This is a genomic window from Anoxybacillus sp. LAT27 (genome assembly GCF_022030075.1).
Lineage (GTDB): Bacteria > Bacillota > Bacilli > Bacillales > Anoxybacillaceae > Anoxybacillus > Anoxybacillus kestanbolensis.
Window position 1 is genome coordinate 1 of the sequence record NZ_JAIWYK010000446.1, and the last position, 19,541, is coordinate 19,541.

16 protein-coding genes, 6 tRNA genes and 2 pseudogenes are annotated in these 19,541 nt (G+C 38.2%); 5 read left to right on the forward strand and 19 right to left on the reverse strand.

The annotated features are described in order from the left end of the window. Positions 1 to 46: 46 nt before the first annotated feature. Together LD028_RS17870 and LD028_RS17875 are read right to left on the reverse strand one after the other, a co-directional pair. Positions 47 to 772, reverse strand: a complete 726-nt coding sequence (locus tag LD028_RS17870) for a restriction endonuclease subunit S (protein WP_237812285.1) — start codon at positions 770 to 772, stop codon at positions 47 to 49. Then, on the reverse strand, positions 769 to 2,316 hold the full coding sequence (locus LD028_RS17875) for a type I restriction-modification system subunit M (RefSeq protein WP_237812286.1): 1,548 nt from the start codon (positions 2,314 to 2,316) through the stop codon (positions 769 to 771). Before LD028_RS17875 ends, LD028_RS17870 begins: the two co-directional genes overlap by 4 nt. 409 nt (positions 2,317 to 2,725) lie before the next feature. Between LD028_RS17875 and LD028_RS17880 the strand changes: the two genes are divergently transcribed. Both LD028_RS17880 and LD028_RS17885 read left to right on the forward strand, forming a co-directional pair. Beyond that, the gene (locus LD028_RS17880) at positions 2,726 to 3,796 is read left to right on the forward strand and encodes a ComEC/Rec2 family competence protein (RefSeq protein WP_237812287.1); all 1,071 of its coding nucleotides are present in this window, start codon (positions 2,726 to 2,728) and stop codon (positions 3,794 to 3,796) included. A gap of 21 nt (positions 3,797 to 3,817) precedes the next feature. Further along, the gene (locus LD028_RS17885) at positions 3,818 to 4,549 is read left to right on the forward strand and encodes a hypothetical protein (RefSeq protein WP_237812288.1); all 732 of its coding nucleotides are present in this window, start codon (positions 3,818 to 3,820) and stop codon (positions 4,547 to 4,549) included. A 158-nt stretch (positions 4,550 to 4,707) separates the two neighbouring features. Here the strand turns inward: LD028_RS17885 and LD028_RS17890 are convergent, their stop codons facing one another. Both LD028_RS17890 and LD028_RS17895 read right to left on the reverse strand, forming a co-directional pair. Further along, positions 4,708 to 5,208 (reverse strand): hypothetical protein, encoded by a 501-nt coding sequence (locus LD028_RS17890; RefSeq protein WP_237812289.1) that lies wholly within the window; start codon positions 5,206 to 5,208, stop codon positions 4,708 to 4,710. Between the two features lie 321 nt (positions 5,209 to 5,529). After that, positions 5,530 to 5,790 (reverse strand): hypothetical protein, encoded by a 261-nt coding sequence (locus LD028_RS17895; RefSeq protein ID WP_111646563.1) that lies wholly within the window; start codon positions 5,788 to 5,790, stop codon positions 5,530 to 5,532. 219 nt (positions 5,791 to 6,009) lie between these two features. On the opposite strand from LD028_RS17895, the gene LD028_RS17900 reads away from it, so the two are divergent. Then, complete coding sequence (locus tag LD028_RS17900) at positions 6,010 to 7,632, forward strand: recombinase family protein (RefSeq protein ID WP_237812290.1); 1,623 nt, start codon at positions 6,010 to 6,012, stop codon at positions 7,630 to 7,632. Positions 7,633 to 7,701: 69 nt separating this feature from the next. Here LD028_RS17900 and LD028_RS17905 read toward each other — a convergent pair. The 4 genes and pseudogenes from LD028_RS17905 to queG all read right to left on the reverse strand — a co-directional run. After that, a pseudogene (locus LD028_RS17905) lies at positions 7,702 to 8,574 on the reverse strand (protein prkA); the annotation flags it as partial. 281 nt (positions 8,575 to 8,855) lie between these two features. After that, entirely contained in the window at positions 8,856 to 9,329 is a 474-nt protein-coding gene (trmL, locus tag LD028_RS17910) for a tRNA (uridine(34)/cytosine(34)/5-carboxymethylaminomethyluridine(34)-2'-O)-methyltransferase TrmL (RefSeq protein WP_041638913.1), read from the reverse strand. Positions 9,330 to 9,340: 11 nt separating this feature from the next. Continuing rightward, positions 9,341 to 10,198 carry an amidase domain-containing protein gene (locus LD028_RS17915; protein WP_237812291.1) on the reverse strand — a complete coding sequence of 286 codons (858 nt, stop codon included), beginning with the start codon at positions 10,196 to 10,198 and terminating at the stop codon, positions 9,341 to 9,343. Between the two features lie 57 nt (positions 10,199 to 10,255). Then, positions 10,256 to 11,392: a tRNA epoxyqueuosine(34) reductase QueG gene (gene queG, locus LD028_RS17920; protein ID WP_237812292.1), complete on the reverse strand. Its 1,137-nt coding sequence runs from the start codon at positions 11,390 to 11,392 to the stop codon at positions 10,256 to 10,258. A gap of 61 nt (positions 11,393 to 11,453) precedes the next feature. On the opposite strand from queG, the gene LD028_RS17925 reads away from it, so the two are divergent. Further along, the gene (locus LD028_RS17925) at positions 11,454 to 12,116 is read left to right on the forward strand and encodes a B3/B4 domain-containing protein (RefSeq protein WP_237812293.1); all 663 of its coding nucleotides are present in this window, start codon (positions 11,454 to 11,456) and stop codon (positions 12,114 to 12,116) included. A gap of 82 nt (positions 12,117 to 12,198) precedes the next feature. Here LD028_RS17925 and LD028_RS17930 read toward each other — a convergent pair. Beyond that, positions 12,199 to 12,272, reverse strand: a tRNA-Gly gene (locus LD028_RS17930). 503 nt (positions 12,273 to 12,775) lie between these two features. On the opposite strand from LD028_RS17930, the pseudogene LD028_RS17935 reads away from it, so the two are divergent. Continuing rightward, positions 12,776 to 12,844 (forward strand): annotated as a pseudogene (locus tag LD028_RS17935) (transcriptional regulator); the annotation flags it as partial. Between the two features lie 91 nt (positions 12,845 to 12,935). On the opposite strand, the gene LD028_RS17940 reads toward LD028_RS17935, so the two are convergent. From LD028_RS17940 to LD028_RS17985, 10 genes are all read right to left on the reverse strand, one after another. After that, the gene (locus LD028_RS17940; protein ID WP_309240417.1) at positions 12,936 to 13,997 is read right to left on the reverse strand and encodes a LacI family DNA-binding transcriptional regulator; all 1,062 of its coding nucleotides are present in this window, start codon (positions 13,995 to 13,997) and stop codon (positions 12,936 to 12,938) included. Between the two features lie 69 nt (positions 13,998 to 14,066). Beyond that, complete coding sequence (locus tag LD028_RS17945) at positions 14,067 to 14,906, reverse strand: carbohydrate ABC transporter permease (protein ID WP_035047936.1); 840 nt, start codon at positions 14,904 to 14,906, stop codon at positions 14,067 to 14,069. A gap of 15 nt (positions 14,907 to 14,921) precedes the next feature. Then, positions 14,922 to 15,848, reverse strand: a complete 927-nt coding sequence (locus LD028_RS17950) for a carbohydrate ABC transporter permease (protein WP_237810694.1) — start codon at positions 15,846 to 15,848, stop codon at positions 14,922 to 14,924. A gap of 59 nt (positions 15,849 to 15,907) precedes the next feature. After that, positions 15,908 to 17,197, reverse strand: a complete 1,290-nt coding sequence (locus tag LD028_RS17955) for an ABC transporter substrate-binding protein (protein ID WP_006319211.1) — start codon at positions 17,195 to 17,197, stop codon at positions 15,908 to 15,910. 168 nt (positions 17,198 to 17,365) lie between these two features. Continuing rightward, on the reverse strand, positions 17,366 to 18,712 hold the full coding sequence (locus LD028_RS17960; protein ID WP_237810691.1) for a GH1 family beta-glucosidase: 1,347 nt from the start codon (positions 18,710 to 18,712) through the stop codon (positions 17,366 to 17,368). A 272-nt stretch (positions 18,713 to 18,984) separates the two neighbouring features. Further along, positions 18,985 to 19,069, reverse strand: a tRNA-Leu gene (locus LD028_RS17965). Between the two features lie 51 nt (positions 19,070 to 19,120). Continuing rightward, positions 19,121 to 19,206, reverse strand: a tRNA-Leu gene (locus LD028_RS17970). Positions 19,207 to 19,218: 12 nt separating this feature from the next. After that, positions 19,219 to 19,292: transfer RNA gene (locus tag LD028_RS17975), tRNA-Cys, on the reverse strand. Between the two features lie 11 nt (positions 19,293 to 19,303). Further along, a tRNA-Gly gene (locus tag LD028_RS17980) sits at positions 19,304 to 19,375 on the reverse strand. A gap of 5 nt (positions 19,376 to 19,380) precedes the next feature. Then, positions 19,381 to 19,455: transfer RNA gene (locus LD028_RS17985), tRNA-Gln, on the reverse strand. Between the last annotated feature and the right edge of the window lie 86 nt (positions 19,456 to 19,541).

Sequence of the window (19,541 nt, forward strand, 5' to 3'; positions counted from 1 at the left end):
CGAAGTGCGGTAGTAGGGTTTTAAAGTTTTTCTCGATTTTACATGTCTATTTTCTTGACATAATACCAAAGTATTTGCTCTTAAAAGCATATCCATGTTTAATCTCAATAAGATTCCCTAAACTCACAACCTCCCATCCCTTTGGAATCATCCCTAATTCCGACTCCATAAACTCCCCATCTTGAAATGGTCCAAAATCAACAAACCAATGCTTGTACAGCGTCATTGCCATTTCTTCGAGGGTTTTGTTCATTTTTAAGTTCAGTTCTATCTTTTCATCAATACTTCCAAGAATTGAAGCAATCTTTTTCTGAATATCAATAGGTGGTACTGGAATTGGTATTTTTTTTAATTCAGAACTTTTTATCCCAATAACTGTTGTCCCTGAAGAACGAGAGTGTATTCTATGTTGCATCAAAGGGGATTGAAGCATATATTTTAAAAATCCATTATCAAGTACATTTACTTTCCCTCTCATGGTAATAATCCTTTGGGCCAATGCCACTTTTCCATCAAAACATAACTGAGCAACTTCTCCCAATGGTGCTTCTGTCGTCATGACGACATCCCCTTTTTGCGGGATTCCTCTAGTCATCCATTTATCGTAATCTTCAAGAGCAATAAATTCATTCGGAGTGTTAATTCTACCGTTTTTTACTATTTTTGCTGTGATTAATGGTACACCACTTGCTGTTTTTTTCGGTGTCTTTCCTCTATAATCAATAAATTTTTCTACTACTTCTTCTAAGGCAAACTCTTTCCACTCAATCACATTAATTCCTCCAAGTCTTTCTTAATCTTCTCTTGAAGGCGATTAGACTCTTCAAACTGTTCCAAAAGACGCTGAGTTAACTCAGCCATTTTTTCTTCAAATGGTATATCGTCTACATCAGATACTTCTGTTCCAACATAAATGCCCGGTGTCAATTTGTAGTCATTGGCCTGTACTTCGTCAATTGTTGCAACTTTGCAAAAACCAGCAACATCTTCATATCCTTCTGTCTCTTCATATTTGTAGGCATGATAAACGGCAGCGATTTTATCAATTTCCTCTTTGGACAGCGCTTTTTGCTTACGGCTAACGAGTGTACCCATTTTGCGAGCGTCGATAAACAAAATTTCATTCTTTCTTGCTCGGTAACCGTTTTTACCGTCACGGTTTTTGCTTAAAAAGAATAAACAACATGGGATACCTGTTGTAAAGAACAGTTTTTCAGGCAACTGAACAATGCAGTCAATATATCCTTCGTCAATTAATTTTTGACGCACTTCTTTCTCCTCTTTGACATTCGTTGTCATGGCTCCGTTTGCCATTACAAACCCTGCCGTACCTGCATCATTTAAGTGATATAAGAAATGCTGCATCCACATATAGTTCGCATTGCTATTTGTTACAGGTCCGATTAAACGAGGGTCTTTTTTCGATAAACGATCTGCTCCCCAATCTTTTTGGTTAAATGGCGGGTTAGCAATAATGTAGTCTACCTTCAAGTCAGGAAACTGGTCATTTAAAAGTGAGTCTCCTAAACGAATTTCTGCATTGATGCCATGTAGCAAAACGTTCATTTTTCCAAGACGCACTGTCGTTACTACATTTTCTTGTCCATAAAACGAAAGTGCATGTTTATTCGGAGCATATTCTTCACTTTGTATAAACATCCCGCCACTACCGCACGCAGGGTCAAAAACAATACCACTTTTCGGCTCAAGCATAGCAACAAGCAACTTAACGATACTTGACGGTGTAAAAAATTCTCCGCCTCTGTTACCTTCAGAAGCAGCAAAAGAACTAATAAAATACTCATATGTACGCCCTAATATGTCTACACTTTCATGAGTATTAGCGCTAAATACATCGCGTGAAAAGATTTCTATTAAGCCCGCCACATTTTCAGCAGGTAAGTTCGAACCTTGGTAAATTCGAGGCAACATGCCTTCTAATTCTGGGTTCTCCTCTTCAAGACGCTTCATCGCATTATCAAGAATTTCTTTAATATTTGGCTGCTTGGCGTTTTTCATAATATAAGACCAACTTGCTTCTTCAGGAACCACAAAGACGTTCTCAGCCTTGTATTGATCTGGGTCAGAAATAATCACTTGCTGCATTTCAGCATCTTCCATGTACCAATCACTGTTTGGGTCTTTTACGATTTGTTCTAATTCTTTTCGGCGCTGTTCGTACTTATTAGAAAGATAGCGCAAAAAGATTAATGGAAGTACATAATGTTTATAATCAGCAGGAGCAACACTCCCACGCATTTTATTGGCTGCTTCAAACAAATCTTTCTGAAAATCTATATCTGCTTTAACTGTCATTGTAAACCTCCTGATATTACTAACAACTAATATAATCTAATTTTCCATATAATATTATTTTATCATAAAGCCCAAACTAGTAATAAAAAGACAAAGAACGAAACTATGACTTTTTTCTATTGTTAACTTTGTCCCTCAGTTTTAGAAGTGTTTTTCGTCCCTTCGAATGTCTTTGCTATCGTAATCTAATAGTACTAAGAAATGTATCTTCAAATAATAAGAACGTAACCAAAAAGTATTAAATTCAATTGTTTCTTGAAAATGTAAGCCCTCCCCTAATTATTAAAAAACATGAACACATTAAGAATAAATTCATATTATCCAAAATTATACATACTTTCTATTTATTAAAACACCATTGTGTTATAATTTTTAATACATATATTGGTTAGAATAGGGGGATTGGCTAATGGGAATAGAAATTGAATTTCTACCTGTTGGAGAGAACACAAAAAATGGCGATGCTATAGTGATTAGGTATGGTAAAGAGGGAAATTATAAAATTATGGTCGTTGATGGGGGAACTAAAGAATCTGGCAAACAAGTTGTTGAACATATAAAAAATTATTATGGGACTAGTTACGTAGATTATGTAGTTAATACTCACCCTGATATTGATCATGTTTCTGGGTTAGTAACGGTTCTTGAAGAATTAGAAGTTGGAGAATTGTGGATGCATCTCCCATGGGAACACTCTTCTGAAATAAGAGATATGTTCAAAGATGGTAGGATTACTGATAATAGTTTATCCGAACGAATTAAAAACTCTTTAAATAAGGCACACCAATTATATGAGATTGCAATACAAAAGGAAATTCCCATTTATGAACCTTTTGCAGGGGAATATATAGGAGATTTTCTAGTACTGTCACCGAACAGGGATTGGTATATTAATGATTTATTACCTGATTTCCCTAATATGCCAGAAAAAAAAGAAGAAAATTTGATTAGAAAAGCAATTACGGAAACCTATGCAAAAATTTTGGAATGGATAGACGAAACTTGGGACATGGAAACTTTAAGTGAAGACTATGAATCAACGGGAGCAAGAAATGAAAGCAGTGTTGTACTCTACGGAGATATAGAGAATTATAAGGTATTACTTACTGGCGATGCTGGAAAACAAGCACTTCATAATAGCGCAGATTATGCTGATTCATTAGGTATTGATTTAAAGAGGTGTAAATTTGTTCAAATGCCGCATCACGGTAGTCGTCGCAACGTTTCGCCAAGCGTTCTAGACAGGATAATAGGTGAAAAGGTAACAGAGGGGGAAGAACCTAACAAAACCGTGTTTGTATCTGTTTCTAAAGAAACCACTGAACATCCAAAAAAAGTTGTAGTTAATGCATTCATTAGAAGAGGAGCAAAAGTTTTTGAAACAAGAGGAACCACCATCAGGCATTTCAAAAATATGCCAACAAGGTCCGGATGGGTTTCATTAACTCCCTTGTCCTTTAATTCGAAAGTAGAAAAATAGAGTTTAAAGGGGAGGATGTATATGAATCTTGAAGTTATATTAAATACATACGAAAGAAAAGCGAGATATTATCCGTCCCTTTTAACAGTCTCTCCCATTATAATTTGGTTATATTTATGGTTTCCTGAGATCAGTTCACTTGAAGGTACTTTTATTAGTTTAATAGTTGGATTGGGGATTTCAATACCACTATCTGTATTAGCAAGAACCTTAGGTAAAAAAAAGCAAGACAAATTAGTGGCTCAATGGGGTGCTCTTCCTGCCACATTAATATTAAGGCATAATGATAATACTCTAAACATCGATACCAAAAAGCGGTATCACCAAAAACTTAGATTATTAACAAACTTGGATATACCAACAGAGAATGAAGAAGTAAATAATCCTAGTGTGGCCAACCGAATATATGATTCATGTATTGATTATTTAAGACAAAGTACTAGAGATAGGACTAAATACTCTTTGGTTTTTAACGAAAACATTTACTATGGGCAATTAAGAAACTTACTGGGACTTAAACCATTAGGCTTGTTCATTTGTATTTCTTTATTAATAATCCAATTGCTTTTAATTTATAATAATTATGGGATAGGAATTAATATTTCTGCGGTACCTATCCTAAAAATAATTTCAATCTTATTTACAATTTCATTTATTATTTTTTGGCTCTTTTTTGTTAGTCCTATTCAAGTTTACAATGCCGGAATAAATTACGGAAGAGCACTGCTAGAATGTTGTGAAGAAATTGAGTAGAAACGATAAATTTTCTTCAAATCAAGCAAGAGGATTGTTAAGACAGCCCCTCTTGCTTTTCTTTTTAGTATCTTAAGTTTTAATATTTTAGTATCTAAAACAAAATGTGTTTTGCTTTATCATTATTTATAAAATGAATTTTATCAAAGAATAATTGACTAAACTCCCAACTGCTCGCAGATGTTATTAAGATTTTTCGCAACAATTCTATTTCTGCTAATAGCCTTTTTGTATTTCGTTTTAAGACGGTGCCATTGAGCATTTGTTCTTTTGAGATAAACCGTAGAAGTATCTATTTTACCATTGTTTTCTATTTCAAAAACTCGGTATTTAGAGTTGAACTCATCAATCTCTACTACAATGAAATGAAAACCGTTTTGTATAAACAAATCCACAATACTTTTGTTGAATATTTCGATATCATGCACAATAATTGTGTCGATTTGGCGTTTCTTGAGCCCTTCCATAAAATCCGTTGCAGCAGCGGGATTGTTTTTATATGAAAGATATCCCTCTACTTTCAAGCCTACAGTTTCCTCCAATATTGCACTTACTACTTGTGACTCTAAGTATAATTCAATACTGTTATCTTGAATTGGATCAAGATGAACAAGATAACCCACTTTTTTTCCGTTCTTACCAAATTGATTTTTTTGCATAAAAAACTCCTCCTTTTTAAACACAGAATTTATAAAAATACATAATACACCCATATAAACGGGCACAAATAGCCTTATATATGCACATATTCAACTATTAAATGCGGTGTATTATATATTTTTTCTTCTCCGTGTATTAAAAAGAAGGAGATATCGTATAAATATAAACGTTAAAATTTCCGTATATTAAACAACAAACCATTTATTATATATAAAAATATACCAATATATAACAATATACTAAAATTAGATTGCTTTTATGATACTACATCATAAACTTCTTGTAAAGGTCCAATATTCAATTTTTATCTTCTTCTACTATTACCAATCATTTTGCCTTACTCTCCTGTCCATCAATATTGCAAACAAATAAGACGGAGCCTGCAAGTGCTGTACAGGTACAGTATTTTCTAACGGTACATATTTTAGTGCTTCTTTAAAAGTATTTTTTGATATTGAGCGATTAGTTCTGCTTAACTCAATAGAATTTCCCTTAACTTTGTACGTAAACTCTCCTCCACGAATTTGCTTGAAAACTTGACCTTCACATTCCTTTATTCTTTCCCATACGATTTCAATCATCCTATCCCCTCCCCCTTGTAACAAAAATTCTAAAAATATATTGAGTTCATATATTAATTATACCAAACACCTAATCTTAGGTTATTTTATACAAAAATCCCAAGTCTCATTTTCTTGTGAGTTTATAGCAATAACTATTGTATTTTTGTATGTGCTACATATGTATATTTAGTAGTATAATAGTCGTTAAACACATACCAAAACAGGGGGAATGGGTATATGGATAGTAAGTTACCATCCAGTGTTAAGTATATATACGCTTATATCCGTCGTTCTCGACAAGACTTGGAACGGGAAAAAAAGACAGATCAGGATACACTAGCAGAACAACGAGCGTTATTGGAAAGAATCTTAAATGAAAGATACCAACACTACGACTGGGATTTATACGAAGAAGTAGGAAGCGGTGCAGATGCTATTGAGGAACGGCCTGTTTTTCGACATATTATTGAACAATTGCAAAATGTAAAACCACGCACAGTTGCTATAATGGTTAAAGATATAAGCCGTCTGGGACGTGGTTCATATGAGCAGATGGGGTTTCTAGAAAAAATCATATTAGAAAAATGCATTTACATTATAACTCCATTTCAAACATTTGATCCTCTTGATGATAACGACATGGAATACATTAAGTTCCATATGTTCTTCGCCAATATGGAATATAGCAAAATAACGCGACGAATGCGGGAAGCACGCTATACATATGCAGTACAAGGCAGATGGATGACGGGTGGCGGCGGGATTCCGTATGGATATAAATTTAATAGTTTTACCCAGAGATTAGAACCCGATGAAGAAACCGCATGGGTAGTGCAAAAGATTTTTGATTATTATGTAAATCATGGCATTGGTTATAACGCTATTAGTACAAAACTTAGAGAAGAAGGGATTCCTACCCCAACGGGAAAAACATATTGGAAGCCCATGGTGATTAGACGAATATTGAGAAACCCTGTGTATATTGGCACCGTACAATTTAGAACCACACGGCTTAGAAATAAGAAAAAAATAAAACTGGAGGAAAAAGACTGGATAGTGGCAGAAAATGCCCATCCTCCATTGATTGACAAACAAACGTTTGAAAAAGCGGCTGAAATCATGGAAGAAAATAAAAACAGTCCTAAGGTCAGATTAGATTTTGAGCCTCAACCACTAGCAGGACTTATCGTTTGTTCAGGTTGCGGAAATAAAATGCAAAGGCAGTACTCTAGACAATACTATACGAAAAAAGACGGTACACAGTCTGTATATAACAAAGAATTTCTAAATTGTTTGGCTTGCAGGGTTTATATGAAGTATAGAACTGTAGAACAAGAAATTCTCCGCATCCTGCAAGAAGATTTCATTAATGTCGATACTGAAATATTAAGACAAAGGCTTGAAGAAATGATTGACTTAGATAAAATGAAACAGAAAAATTCTGTTAATCCAACTGACCGAGTTTTACTCATACAAAAACAGTTAGAAAGTCTGGATGGTGAATTGACTGCTTTGCGGAGAATGTTGCGGAAAGGACAAATAACAGACGAGGAATATGAAGAAGATCGGGCAGAAATTTTAAAACAAAAAGAAGAAAAAGAAAGACAACTTTATTTTTTGCAAGCAGAAACACATAAGGAGCAAATTGAAGAAGTAAATGTTGAGTCTATACAGCAAGGATTTAAAACTTTGTATGACTTGTATGTAAACGGTGATTTATCTAAAGGCGAAAAGAATGAAATTTTACGAGGGATCTTTGATTACATTGTGCTAGAAAAAACAGGTAAAGGGAAATTTAATCTGCATGCTTACATTAACCCTAAAATCATTTTAAACACTATCTCCTCTGCTTCCCACTGAAGGGAAGTTTTTTTATTTTTTAGTCATATTTGTTTTTACGCTTTTATATACTTTTAGTAGATATCAAATAACAACCGATTCATCGGCACTAATGAGCGCAAATCGTCCTGCCTTAAAGTTTCCTTCTTGCGTCAAAGAAAGCAAATGCCATAAAAACTTTTCATCGCATTTTAGCATTTCTTGAAATTCCATAATACCACGATTAGCTTTGTTTAACTCCCCATCAAAGCGATATGCGCGCGGATCTGATTCCGATCCATATTGAGCAATCGTCGAAAAATCGATGCTTCCTGTTAAATCAGCAATATCTTGCGACTTCGGATCGGACGGGCTGAACGTCCCAATCCCAACACGTTTATCTTCCGAGAAAAAGATGCGTTCGACCATTACATCCTCAATGCGTCCACCATATTCCTTTTCAAGTCTCATCATATTTAACGGCGACAAGTTTCCTTCAATACGAATACCGTACTCTTTATAAAACTCATCACGCAAATGATGCGGAATTAAATGGAGCGGGTCTTCATGCATCGGACACCCTTTAATGGCATATACAGCACCGCGATCGGTATATGAGTAAGCTTCAAGCCCTCGCTTTAGCATCGTCACAAGCGTTGATTTTCCTCCGCTTACCGGCCCCATCAACAACAAAATACGCTTTCGAACATCTAATCGCTTAGCAGCTGGATGAAAATATTCTTCCACAAGCCGCTCTAGCGCTTCCTCAAGCCCGAACAATTGCCCGCTAAAAAAGTTGTATTTTTTCTTTCCGTCTACTTCTTCTATGCCCGCATCTTTGATCATATTGTAAACGCGAGAATGAGCAGACTGAGCTACCCATGGTTTTTCTTTTACAATTTCCAAATACTCCGCGAACGTCCCTTCCCACTTTAATTTTTGTTCTTCTTCTCTATATTTTTGTATTTTTTTCAAAATGTCCATACACGGACCTCCTCCACCTTTGATGTCTAGCGTCATGATTAATACCATATGTATGCAAGGATGTCCGTAATCATTCGTGAAAGTATGACTTTCATCTTGGTATACAATTAAGCTATAATGAAAGCGCGGACATTTTCTTGTCACTTCATAAGGGAGGAGATTTCGTATGAAAACGCTTCTTGTGCTTGGCGTCATTTTCGCCTTCTTAGCTGCTATTTTTACAGCAGGATATAACGATAAGCCAGAAGTAAAAAATTAAGCGACTTTCAAATGAAAGTCGCTTAAAATACATTTGGGAAGTTTTGTTGTCTTAACGCCTCATATACGAGAATGGCTGCGGTATTCGATAAGTTAAGCGAACGAACATATTCGTTCATCGGAATGCGCAAACAACGTTCCATATTGTTTTCAATTAAGTCTTTTGGTAATCCGCTCGTCTCACGACCGAAAACGAAAAAGTAATCTTTCGTTTGATCACTATAATCAAATGACGTGTAATATGTTTTTCCAAACTTCGTAATAAAGAAAAATTCTCCCTCTTTATATTTATCAAAAAGCTCCTGCAATGAATCGTAATAATGCACATCAACGTAGTCCCAATAATCTAATCCGGCACGTTTTAACATTTTGTCGTCCGTCGAAAATCCGAGTGGACGGATTAAATGTAACGATGTGCCTGTTGCCGCGCACGTACGCGCAATATTTCCTGTATTTGCCGGAATTTCTGGTTGATATAAAACGACATGTAAAGCCACATTCTTCACTCCTATATTCGATCAATAATATGAAAAAACTTATATTGAATATTCGGCGTATAAGCGGTTGAATCCTCGTATGACCAATAACGCATACGGCTGTTGGACGTATGAGCGTTTACAAGCGGCATCCCTTGTTTATCTTTCGCGACAACGATCGTCGTATGATCGAATCGTCCGTCCCCTTGAAAATCATAACAAATGACATCACCGAGAGACAACTGTTCCGGCGATTTTTTTTCGACCGCTTGAATGCCTGTTTTCGATCCGCTTAAATACCAGCGAAACGCGTTTGCGACTGTCCACGTATAACTCCAATCGTTTTTCCTCATCCACCATCCTTTTGTTTTATTGGGATAGCCCATCATCGGAATGCCCCCCGCATGCAAGCATTGTGAAATAAAATTTGTACAATCTACAGAGAATTTTTGGAACTCTGGATTATAATCATTCCACCATATTTCAGCATATCGTACTGCAGCTAGTCGATCATACGTATAGCGAACGCGTTCATCGTCATCTCGTTCTTGTGTTTTTTCTATTTGTCCCGCCTCAACATGTGGCAAAACAAGACGATCATCTACAAGTTCATTTTTCTCAAATGTTGCTTCGCGCACCTCTTGTTGTTCCTCCACATACAACCACCCATTTTGCGAAATAACAAAACGAAAATGAACAATATAGCGCACAAATGTGTGTAGCCCGATATGTTTTTTTTCGATGATCGCTCCTTTTCCTTCACATTTCACAAGTTTCGCATTCCGCTTCACCAACAGCTTTCGTTTTCTTTCCACTTCTTCGTCTATCACATCGCTAACAAAAAAATGACGAATGCGTTCATCGAGAAGATCGTGTAGTCGTTTTCTCATCCCGTTCACCACTTTTTCGTTTTTTAATACGTTATGTCAGAGATGAAAGAAAAACAACTACACATTTTCAAGCATCGCTAACGCTTTTTCAATTTCACGAATGACATCTTCATCTTGTTCCCGCTCTTTTGCTTTCTTTAACATTGGTATTACTTCATAATTTCCGATTTTTCCAAGCGCCCACGCCGCTGTTCCACGAATGACTGGACGCGAATCTTTTTGAAGCAATATCAATAAATCATCGATAGCACTTTCATCTTTATAATGAGCCAATGCAATAATAGCATTTCGTTGAATCGGTTTTTTTCCACGCCATGCTCCAGATAGATGTCCAAACGTTTCTTTAAACTGGCGATTCGTCATATGAAGAAGCGGTTTTAATAAAGGTTTCACCACTTCTGGATCCGGCTCCATCTCCGGATGTAGATGAAAGTCTTTTCCTTTATTTTTCGGACAAACAAGCTGGCACGTATCACATCCATACAATCGGTTTCCTATTTTATCGCGAAACTCATCTGGAATGAATGTTTTCGTTTGTGTCAAAAAGGCGATGCAGCGCTTCGCATTCAGCTGTCCCCCTTGCACAAGCGCACCCGTTGGACAAGCATCGATGCAGCGCGTGCACGTTCCACATTCGTCTTCGACCGGCGTATCAGAGGGAAATGGAATATTCGTAATCATTTCACCTAAATAAACATACGAACCAAACTCCGGTGTAATAATGGCGCAGTTCTTCCCGCTCCATCCGATCCCTGCCCGTTCCGCCACCGCACGATCCGACAGTTCCCCTGTATCCACCATTGATTTGACTTTTGCGTTTGGCACACGTTCTAAAATAAATTTCTCCAATTTTTGCAAGCGATCGCGTAAAACAACATGATAATCTCGTCCCCAAGATGCGCGACAAAAAATGCCCCTTCGTTCTGTTTTCGTGCTTCGCGGTGCATTTTTTAGCTTTGACGGATACGCGAGGGCAATCGCAATAATAGAACGTGCTTCTGGAAGCAATAAAGACGGATTCGTCCGCTTTTCAATGTCAGGCTCTTCAAATCCCGATTCATACCCGAGTTGTTGTTGTTGACGCAATCGCTCTTTTAGTTCAAAAAACGGATCCGCATGAGCAAAACCAATTTTATCAATACCGATCGTTCGGCTATACTGAATGATTTCTTCTTTTAGCGCTTCAACGTCCATCCCTGAATCCCTCCTTTCTTCGTTGTTTATGTTACAATGTAAAGAAAAAGGAGTGAACGATATGTTAACCATTTGTGACACAATAAAACAGCGCGTATCCCATTTTAAAATCGGTGTCCTTACATACGATCAAATCGTCGTCGGTCCGTCCCCCAACATGTTGAAAGGGAAACTTCGACAATTTCAAGAGTTGCTATATTTTGATATGGAACAAACTCCGTTAGCTGAATGGCCAGAAGTAAAAGAATGGCGGTCTGTATTTAAACAAATTGGCACAGATCCGAGCCGATATCGTCCTTCATCGGAAAGTTTGCTTCGTCGCGTACAGAAGCAAAGTTTTATTCCATCCATTCACTCGGCGGCCGATGTGAATAACTTTTTTTCCTTATATTATAAACTACCGATCGGCATTTATGATCGAGATCATCTAACAGGAGATATAGCCGTCACGATCGGTACACAAGCAGATGAATATATCGGCATCAATGATCGGACGACAAATTTTGATCGAAAACTCGTCACAAAAGACGCTCAAGGCCCGTTCGGCAGCCCAATCGTTGATTCGAAACGAACAATGGTTACAGAGCAAACAACAAATGCAATTCAAATCGTATATTTTCTGCCCTCATTTACAGAAACGCAATGTGGACAAATATTACAAGCGATGAAAGAGATGTTTATTCAAATCCATGGGGGTACAGCTCATACACAACTCATCATATAACAAATACGGGGCGAAGCGAAATAAAAAAAACGCAATGCCCCGTTCATCTTCGAAACGAAACACTGCGTTGTCCCCGTATGTATGGAGCGGGTGATGGGAATCGAACCCACGACATCAGCTTGGAAGGCTGAGGTTTTACCACTAAACTACACCCGCATCATTGTGTTCACTATGTCCATAATTGCCCAGCACGCTCAACCCATGCCTCTTCCTCTTCCAGCTTACTCAATGATGATCGATGCGTCGAGGCAACTCGCCGCTTATTCGACGATGCGTCGCTCGTGGCTGAGGTTTTACCACTAAACTACACCCGCATCATTGTGTTCACTATGTCCATAATTGCCCAGCACGCTCAACCCATGCCTCTTCCTCTTCCAGCTTACTCAATGATGATCGATGCGTCGAGGCAACTCGCCGCTTATTCGACGATGTAGCGCTCGTGGCTGAGGTTTTACCACTAAACTACACCCACACATGCAGAAAAAGTAGAAATTTGTCGAATGAAATGTAAAAATAAAAAACAGGAATCCCTGTTTCGTAATTACGTTTTACATTATATCGACTCCCCTCGGACAAGTCAATACCTTGTTCACAACTTTTTCAAAAATGCATTCTCGCTTTATCGTCCTGTACTTGTATATGAATCGAAAATTAGGGGAATTTATTATCTCCATCCTGAACCGTTAACAGAATTAAAGCAAAGGCTGTCATTTTATGAACGTTTTTAGGAGAATAAGCTATCTGTTTTGAAGCATGTAGTTGAAAATGAGGAACATATGTAACCCCCTATGTTTGTAATGATAGGGGGCTTTTCCTTGCCTACATCTTCCCAGACATTAATCCGTACAATCGATTGCTTCCACAAGATTCGCGAATAATTAACTCCGGTTCAACCATAACCGCTTTCGGCTGGAATTGGCGGTGTATAATATCTTTTAACATATATGCGGCAAGTCGTCCGATTTTTTCTTTATCTTGACGAACGGAAGTTAAAGGTGGATCGGTATAATTGCATGCGTCGATATCATCACACCCAACGATCGCAATATCCTCAGGTATTTTTAATCCGTGTTCCTTTACCGCTTTCATTGCTCCAAATGCCATTAAATCTGACGCTGCAAATACCGCTTCAGGATGATGTGACGAACCTAATATTTTTTTCATCGCCTCATAGCCACTTTCCATAAAGAAGTCCCCTTGAACGAACCATTCTTCGTGAATTGTTAATCCAAATTCCTTCATCGTGTTGCGAAATCCTTGTTCACGAATTTTTGTCACTTGTGCGCCTGGCAAACCACCAATGTAGCCGATATGTCGATAGCCACATAAGTAAAAATGCTCTACTACTTTCGCTGAAATCTTATAGTTATCTGTCATAATATACGCAGAACGGTTGCCTTCAAGCGGAATATCCACCCCAATACATGGAATGTCGCTCATATCTAATCGATAAATAGATGGTTGAAGTTTTTCACCACTAATAATGATTACTCCGTCTACTTTGTAACGCATAGCACGCTCATAATAATCTTCCTCCCCTTCTTCAAATTGTTCATTTGAAAAGAAGAGGAGGTCATAACCGAACGTTCCCATTGTTTTTTTGAAAGAGTTCATTACCTCAATAAAAAACGGGTGGTTGAAATCCGCGTTGATTTCTCCGGCGTAAATAACGCCAACTACTCTCGACTTATGAGCAGTATCTTTTTGAATGCGAGCAGCGACATACCCAGTCTGCTCCATAATTTCTAGCACTTTTTTTTTCGTTTCCTCACCGACATCATGATAGTTATTTAATACTTTCGATACCGTACCTGGTGACACACCCGCTAATTTCGCAATTTCCTTAATGGTAATTTTCATACGATCCCTTCTTAACTTTATAATCTTACCTTTATTATAACATAAATGTTCCCATTAAAAATGAATGCGCTTTAGTTGGCGGTTATGTCACTATTGTTTGACGGATCCTTGCGTCAAGCTTGAAATGAACAACTTATTAAACATTAAAAATACAACAACTAAAGGCAATGTTGCCCAAAATGTTCCAGATAAAATCATACCATAGTCTTTCACGTATGCGTCTTGAAGAGCGCGAATAGCAATTTGAATCGTGTAGCTTGATTCATCTCTCAATACAGTTAATGGCCACAAGAAATCGTTCCATACGAACATAAATGTTAAAATGCCAAGCGTCGCAAAAGCTGGTAAAATTGAAGGAACGACAATATTCCAATATACACGGAATATACTGCATCCATCAATTTTTGCCGCTTCAATCAATTCATCAGGAATTGCGTCTTTAATATATTGACGCATCCAAAAAATACCGAACGCATTCACTAAACCTGGAACAATAATTGCTTTTAAATCGTTCAACCAACCCAACTTCGTAATAATGAAGTATTGTGGGATTAATCCTAATTGTGGCGGAATCATCATCGTAATTAAAATGACAGCAAACAGCTTTTCCCGACCTTTAAACTGCAACTTAGCAAATGCAAAACCTGCTAAAGAGCTGAAAAATAACACCCCAAGCGTCGTTAAGCTAGCAACAATAAAAGAGTTCCACATTGCCCCGAAAAAGTCGACATTTTCTAATACGTTTTGAAAGTTTTCGACTAACTTATCTCCCGGTACAACAGCTGGCGGTAATTTATTAATGACATGATTCGGCTGAGTCGCCATAACAAACATCCAGTATAGCGGAAAAACCGACAATAACGCACCGATAATCAACAATACATGGATTGTTACTTTATTCACAAATCCCTTTTTACGTTGCATCTTCATTCACCTCCATATTTTTTACTTGCCCGATTTATCTAAACGATTGGACGCAAAGAAGTTAATTGTCGTAAATACAATGATGAGTAAAAATAGCGAGACGGCTGTCGCAGATGCTGTTCCGAACGCGTTATTCGAGAACGCTTCTCTCCATAAATACAACACGATCGTCATACTTTCTTCTCTAAATCCACTTCCGAAAATGAGTGGCTCGGCAAAAATTTGTAGCGATCCGATCGTTGCCGTAAATACAACGAATACGATGATTGGCTTTAACATCGGCACAGTGATGTAAAAAAACTGCTGCCATTTTTTCGCTCCATCAATTTCAGCTGCTTCATAAAGATCTTTCGGAATGCTTTGCAATCCCGCTAAGAAAATAATCGAGTTATATCCAACCCATCTCCAAAAAATCATCGTCGCAATCGCAATTTTCGCTCCCCATTCAGATGTCTGCCAGCTTACTGGCGAAATGCCAAATAAGCCAAGTGTAGCATTTACTAATCCTGCTTCTTGTTCGCTAAATAAAACGGTGAAGACAATCGCTACCGCAACAATCGATGTTACGTTTGGCACAAAGTAAGCGACACGAAATACACTTTTAAACTTGACCATTGCTGAATTTAAAGCAACGGCTAAAATTAAAGCCGCAATTAGCTGTGGACCTGTTCCTAATAAACCGATCACAATCGTGTTATAAATCGATTTCCAAAATAATGGATCAGTAAAAATAAGTGAAAAGTTTTTAACTCCGACAAATGTCATTTCACCGAATCCATTCCATTTTTGAAAAGCTAAGTAAAAGCTAAACAGCATTGGAAAAGCACCGAAGATGGCAAATAAAAGAAAGAACGGAGAAATGAATAAGTAGCCAGCTAATGCTGTTTTTTTCTTATCACTTAATCCTTTTGGACGGACGGTTGCGTTTGTATGATTATGGGATACCATTTGTATTTCCCTCCAAAAATCATAGTAGGGGAAGGGAATAAATCCCTTCCTCATATGTTTTATTGACGTTCAAGTTGACGTTTAATACGTTTAATTGCTTCTTCCCATTCTTTTTCTGGATCAGCTTTTTTCTTTTGTACGTTTGTCAACGCTTTGATGATTTCTGCTTGAACGAGTGTGTAGTTTTTGCCCATGTACACTGTTTTTACTTTTTGTGCTGCTTCTGCAAAGACTTGAGCTGTGTTTACTCCACCAAAGTACTCATCTTTGTACTCTTTAAACTCTGGAGCATCATACACAGAAGGAGTGGATGGGAATAATCCCATGTCTTTAAACGACTTCAACTGTTGCTCTGGTGCGACAAGCCATTGAATGAAGTCATACGCTTCTTGCGGATGCTTTGATTCTTTTGGAATCGTTAAATAAGAGCCACCCCAGTTTCCTGCTCCACCTGGCATGTTTGTAATAAGCCACTTGCCTGCTGAATTTGGCGCATTTCCTTTCACTACCCCTTGCATCCATGCAGGCGCAAGTAATGTTGCATAGCTTCCTTTTTCCATCGCATTACCCCATTCAGGAGTCCATAATCCGTTGCTGCCAAGGTAACCTTTTTGAATTAAGCTAACTGTATAGTCGTACGCTTGTTTAATATACGGTTCTTTTTCAATTAGCAATTCTTCTTTTTCATTGAAATATTGCACAGGCGCTTGGTCGCGCAATGCGTTGTATACAAGTTCAATATTGTCTGCAATTGGCTTTCCTGTTTTTTCTTTAATTGTTGCAGCGATTTCCGCATATGCATTCCAGTCCGGAATTAACTGAGCCACTTCAGCTGGATCTGTTGGAAGTCCGGCTGCTTCAAATACGTCAGCGCGGTAAAACATAGCCGTTGGACCAATATCTGTTGGGAGACCGAATAAAAAGCTTCCATCTGCACTTTCACCGATACGCCATTTCCAATCTAAATACTTATCCTTAATGTCTTTTGCTCCAAAATCGTATAAGTTATAAAAGCGATCTTGCGCCTCACGATAACGTTCAATGTTGTTTACTTCAATCATCGCGATGTCCGGCGCACCACTTCCTGCTGATAACGCTGTAAATAGTGCGTTATGATGGTCATCAAACTGTGTTGACTGAATTTTAATTTCGACATTCGGATGATCCTTCATATATTCCTCAGCTAACTTTTCATAGCCAGTGCTTCCGAATACCCACATGTTCAACTTCACTTTTTCACTTGAACCTTTGTCTTTTGATTCGTTCGTACTTTCAGACTGATTGCCGCAGGCAGTTGCGAACATAAAGACGAATGCTAACAACAACATAAGCGCTCGTTTCTTCATCATTCTTTCCCCCTCGTTTTTTACAACATGTGCTCATACCGTTTACACCTTTCATTTGCCCATTTGTTTGTTTCACGTTATAATTCTTTTAGTTTTCTTTGTGGTAGCGGCTAATCCCCGATACGTTGCGCTACAACAAAGAAAACTTTTTTCCCTTCCCCATCACCTCCTTTATTTAACTCCATTATTCATGATCGTTTCCTTATACCATAATGCGCTCTTCTTTGGGATTCGTGTTAGCGTTTCATAGTCCACGTATACAATACCGAAACGCTTATCATAGCCAAATGCCCACTCAAAATTATCGAATAACGACCATACATAATAGCCTTTCAAATTAACTCCTTGTTCAATTGCACGATGACAAGCAATTAAATGCTCTCGTATATAAGTAACCCGTTCATCGTCTTCTACTTCTCCTTGTTCGTTGACATGGTCTTTGTATGCAGCACCGTTTTCAGTAATGTACAATGGTATATCACCGTAATCTTTCTTCAACCGCACTAACAAATCAAATAAACCGTTTGGATTGACTTCCCAATTCATATCTGTCACTGGTCTGCCTGTGCTTACATGCTCAAATACGATCGGTTCATGTTCACCTTTTTTCCACTCTTTTAATGTTGCTGTTGAATAATAGTTAAATCCGAAAAAGTCGATCGGTTGCTGAATCGTTTGTAAATCTTCATTTCGGTAAACATCTGGTAAATAATCTTTGTACACTTCTAACATATCTTTTGGATACTGCCCTTTAAATACCGGGTCTAAAAACCAACGATTCATAAAACCGTCCCATTTCTGCGCTGCATCAATCGCCTTTTCATCTTTCGGATCAACGGCATATCCAGGTGTCAAATTCAATGTAATTCCAATTTCCCCGTCTTTCGGACCGATTTCCCGAAACGCTTTTACTGCTTCCCCATGAGAGAGGAGAACATGATGTGCTGCTTTTAAAAATGACGTAAAGTTTTGAATACCCGGCGCGTGCTCACCGTTACCATACCCTAAATAAGTGACGACCCACGGCTCATTATGCGTAATCCATTTTTTTACGACATCACCGAGGTTTTCGTAAAGAAACGAAGCGTATTCTTGGAAGCGATACACAATATCGCGATTTTCCCAACCGCCTTTTTCTTGAAGAGCTTGTGGCATATCCCAATGGTAAATAGTCAACATTGGTTCGATACCGTTCTCTAGCAATTCATGCACAAGACGCTTATAAAAATCTAGACCTTTCTCATTAAACTTACCTGGCGTCTCCGTATACAGTCTCGCCCAACTAGTCGAAAATCGATACGCCTTTAAATGAAGCGCTTTCATTAATGCGACATCATCAACATAGCGATTGTAATGATCAATTGCAACATCTCCATTATCACCATTCGCCACTTTACCCGGAATACGAGAAAAGTGATCCCAAATCGAGTAAATTTGATCTTCTCCAGTCGCCGTTCCTTCAATTTGATACGATGAAGTAGCAGCTCCCCAGATGAAATCTTTCGGAAACTGAAGCATATTTCGAACCTCCTACGAATTTTTTCGTTAATGACAAATTTAAAAAAGCGCTTTCTTTCATTTGTTTCGTAACTTAATCATAATAAAAGTTAGCGGAACAAGTCAATAAAATCTTTTATGTTCGTACAAAAATTATAATTAACAGTCTAACTAAAGGGGTTGTTTACGAAAATTTTCGTTTTTCACATCAGAAAATAATCTAAAATAATCGAAGGGAAACGAATAAGAGAAAATAAAAAAAGGATTCCTGCGATTAACAGGAATCCCTCTAGTGCCGATGGTGGGAGTCGAACCCACACGGGGGGCTACCCCACACGATTTTGAGTCGTGCGCGTCTGCCAGTTCCGCCACATCGGCATGAAACAATTAAATTGTATCATGCTATCTTATTTTGTCAAGCCTTTTCAGTGCCGAGGGCCGGACTCGAACCGGCACGGTAGTCACCTACCGCAGGATTTTAAGTCCTGTGCGTCTGCCAATTCCGCCACCCCGGCGCATAAAAAAAATGGAGGCGGCAACCGGATTCGAACCGGTGGTAAAGGTTTTGCAGACCTCTGCCTTACCACTTGGCTATGCCGCCGTGAAACAAAGAGCGGAAGACGGGACTCGAACCCGCGACCCCCACCTTGGCAAGGTGGTGTTCTACCACTGAACTACTTCCGCATATATGGCTGGGGTAGCTGGATTCGAACCAACGCATCACGGAGTCAAAGTCCGTTGCCTTACCGCTTGGCTATACCCCAATGTTTTAAAACGGATATGGGGCGACTAGTGGGAATCGAACCCACGAATGCCAGAGCCACAATCTGGTGCGTTAACCACTTCGCCA

Bases quoted from the DNA above. Each gene is read 5' to 3' on its own strand.
- LD028_RS17875 (WP_237812286.1), bottom strand. From the start codon at position 2,316: ATGACAGTTAAAGCAGATATAGATTTTCAGAAAGATTTGTTTGAAGCA.
- LD028_RS17880 (WP_237812287.1), top strand. From the start codon at position 2,726: ATGGGAATAGAAATTGAATTTCTACCTGTTGGAGAGAACACAAAAAAT.
- LD028_RS17885 (WP_237812288.1), top strand. From the start codon at position 3,818: ATGAATCTTGAAGTTATATTAAATACATACGAAAGAAAAGCGAGATAT.
- LD028_RS17890 (WP_237812289.1), bottom strand. From the start codon at position 5,208: ATGCAAAAAAATCAATTTGGTAAGAACGGAAAAAAAGTGGGTTATCTT.
- LD028_RS17895 (WP_111646563.1), bottom strand. From the start codon at position 5,790: ATGATTGAAATCGTATGGGAAAGAATAAAGGAATGTGAAGGTCAAGTT.
- LD028_RS17900 (WP_237812290.1), top strand. From the start codon at position 6,010: ATGGATAGTAAGTTACCATCCAGTGTTAAGTATATATACGCTTATATC.
- LD028_RS17915 (WP_237812291.1), bottom strand. From the start codon at position 10,198: ATGAGAAAACGACTACACGATCTTCTCGATGAACGCATTCGTCATTTT.
- queG (WP_237812292.1), bottom strand. From the start codon at position 11,392: ATGGACGTTGAAGCGCTAAAAGAAGAAATCATTCAGTATAGCCGAACG.
- LD028_RS17925 (WP_237812293.1), top strand. From the start codon at position 11,454: ATGTTAACCATTTGTGACACAATAAAACAGCGCGTATCCCATTTTAAA.
- LD028_RS17945 (WP_035047936.1), bottom strand. From the start codon at position 14,906: ATGAAGATGCAACGTAAAAAGGGATTTGTGAATAAAGTAACAATCCAT.
- LD028_RS17950 (WP_237810694.1), bottom strand. From the start codon at position 15,848: ATGGTATCCCATAATCATACAAACGCAACCGTCCGTCCAAAAGGATTA.
- LD028_RS17955 (WP_006319211.1), bottom strand. From the start codon at position 17,197: ATGATGAAGAAACGAGCGCTTATGTTGTTGTTAGCATTCGTCTTTATG.
- LD028_RS17960 (WP_237810691.1), bottom strand. From the start codon at position 18,712: ATGCTTCAGTTTCCGAAAGATTTCATCTGGGGAGCTGCTACTTCATCG.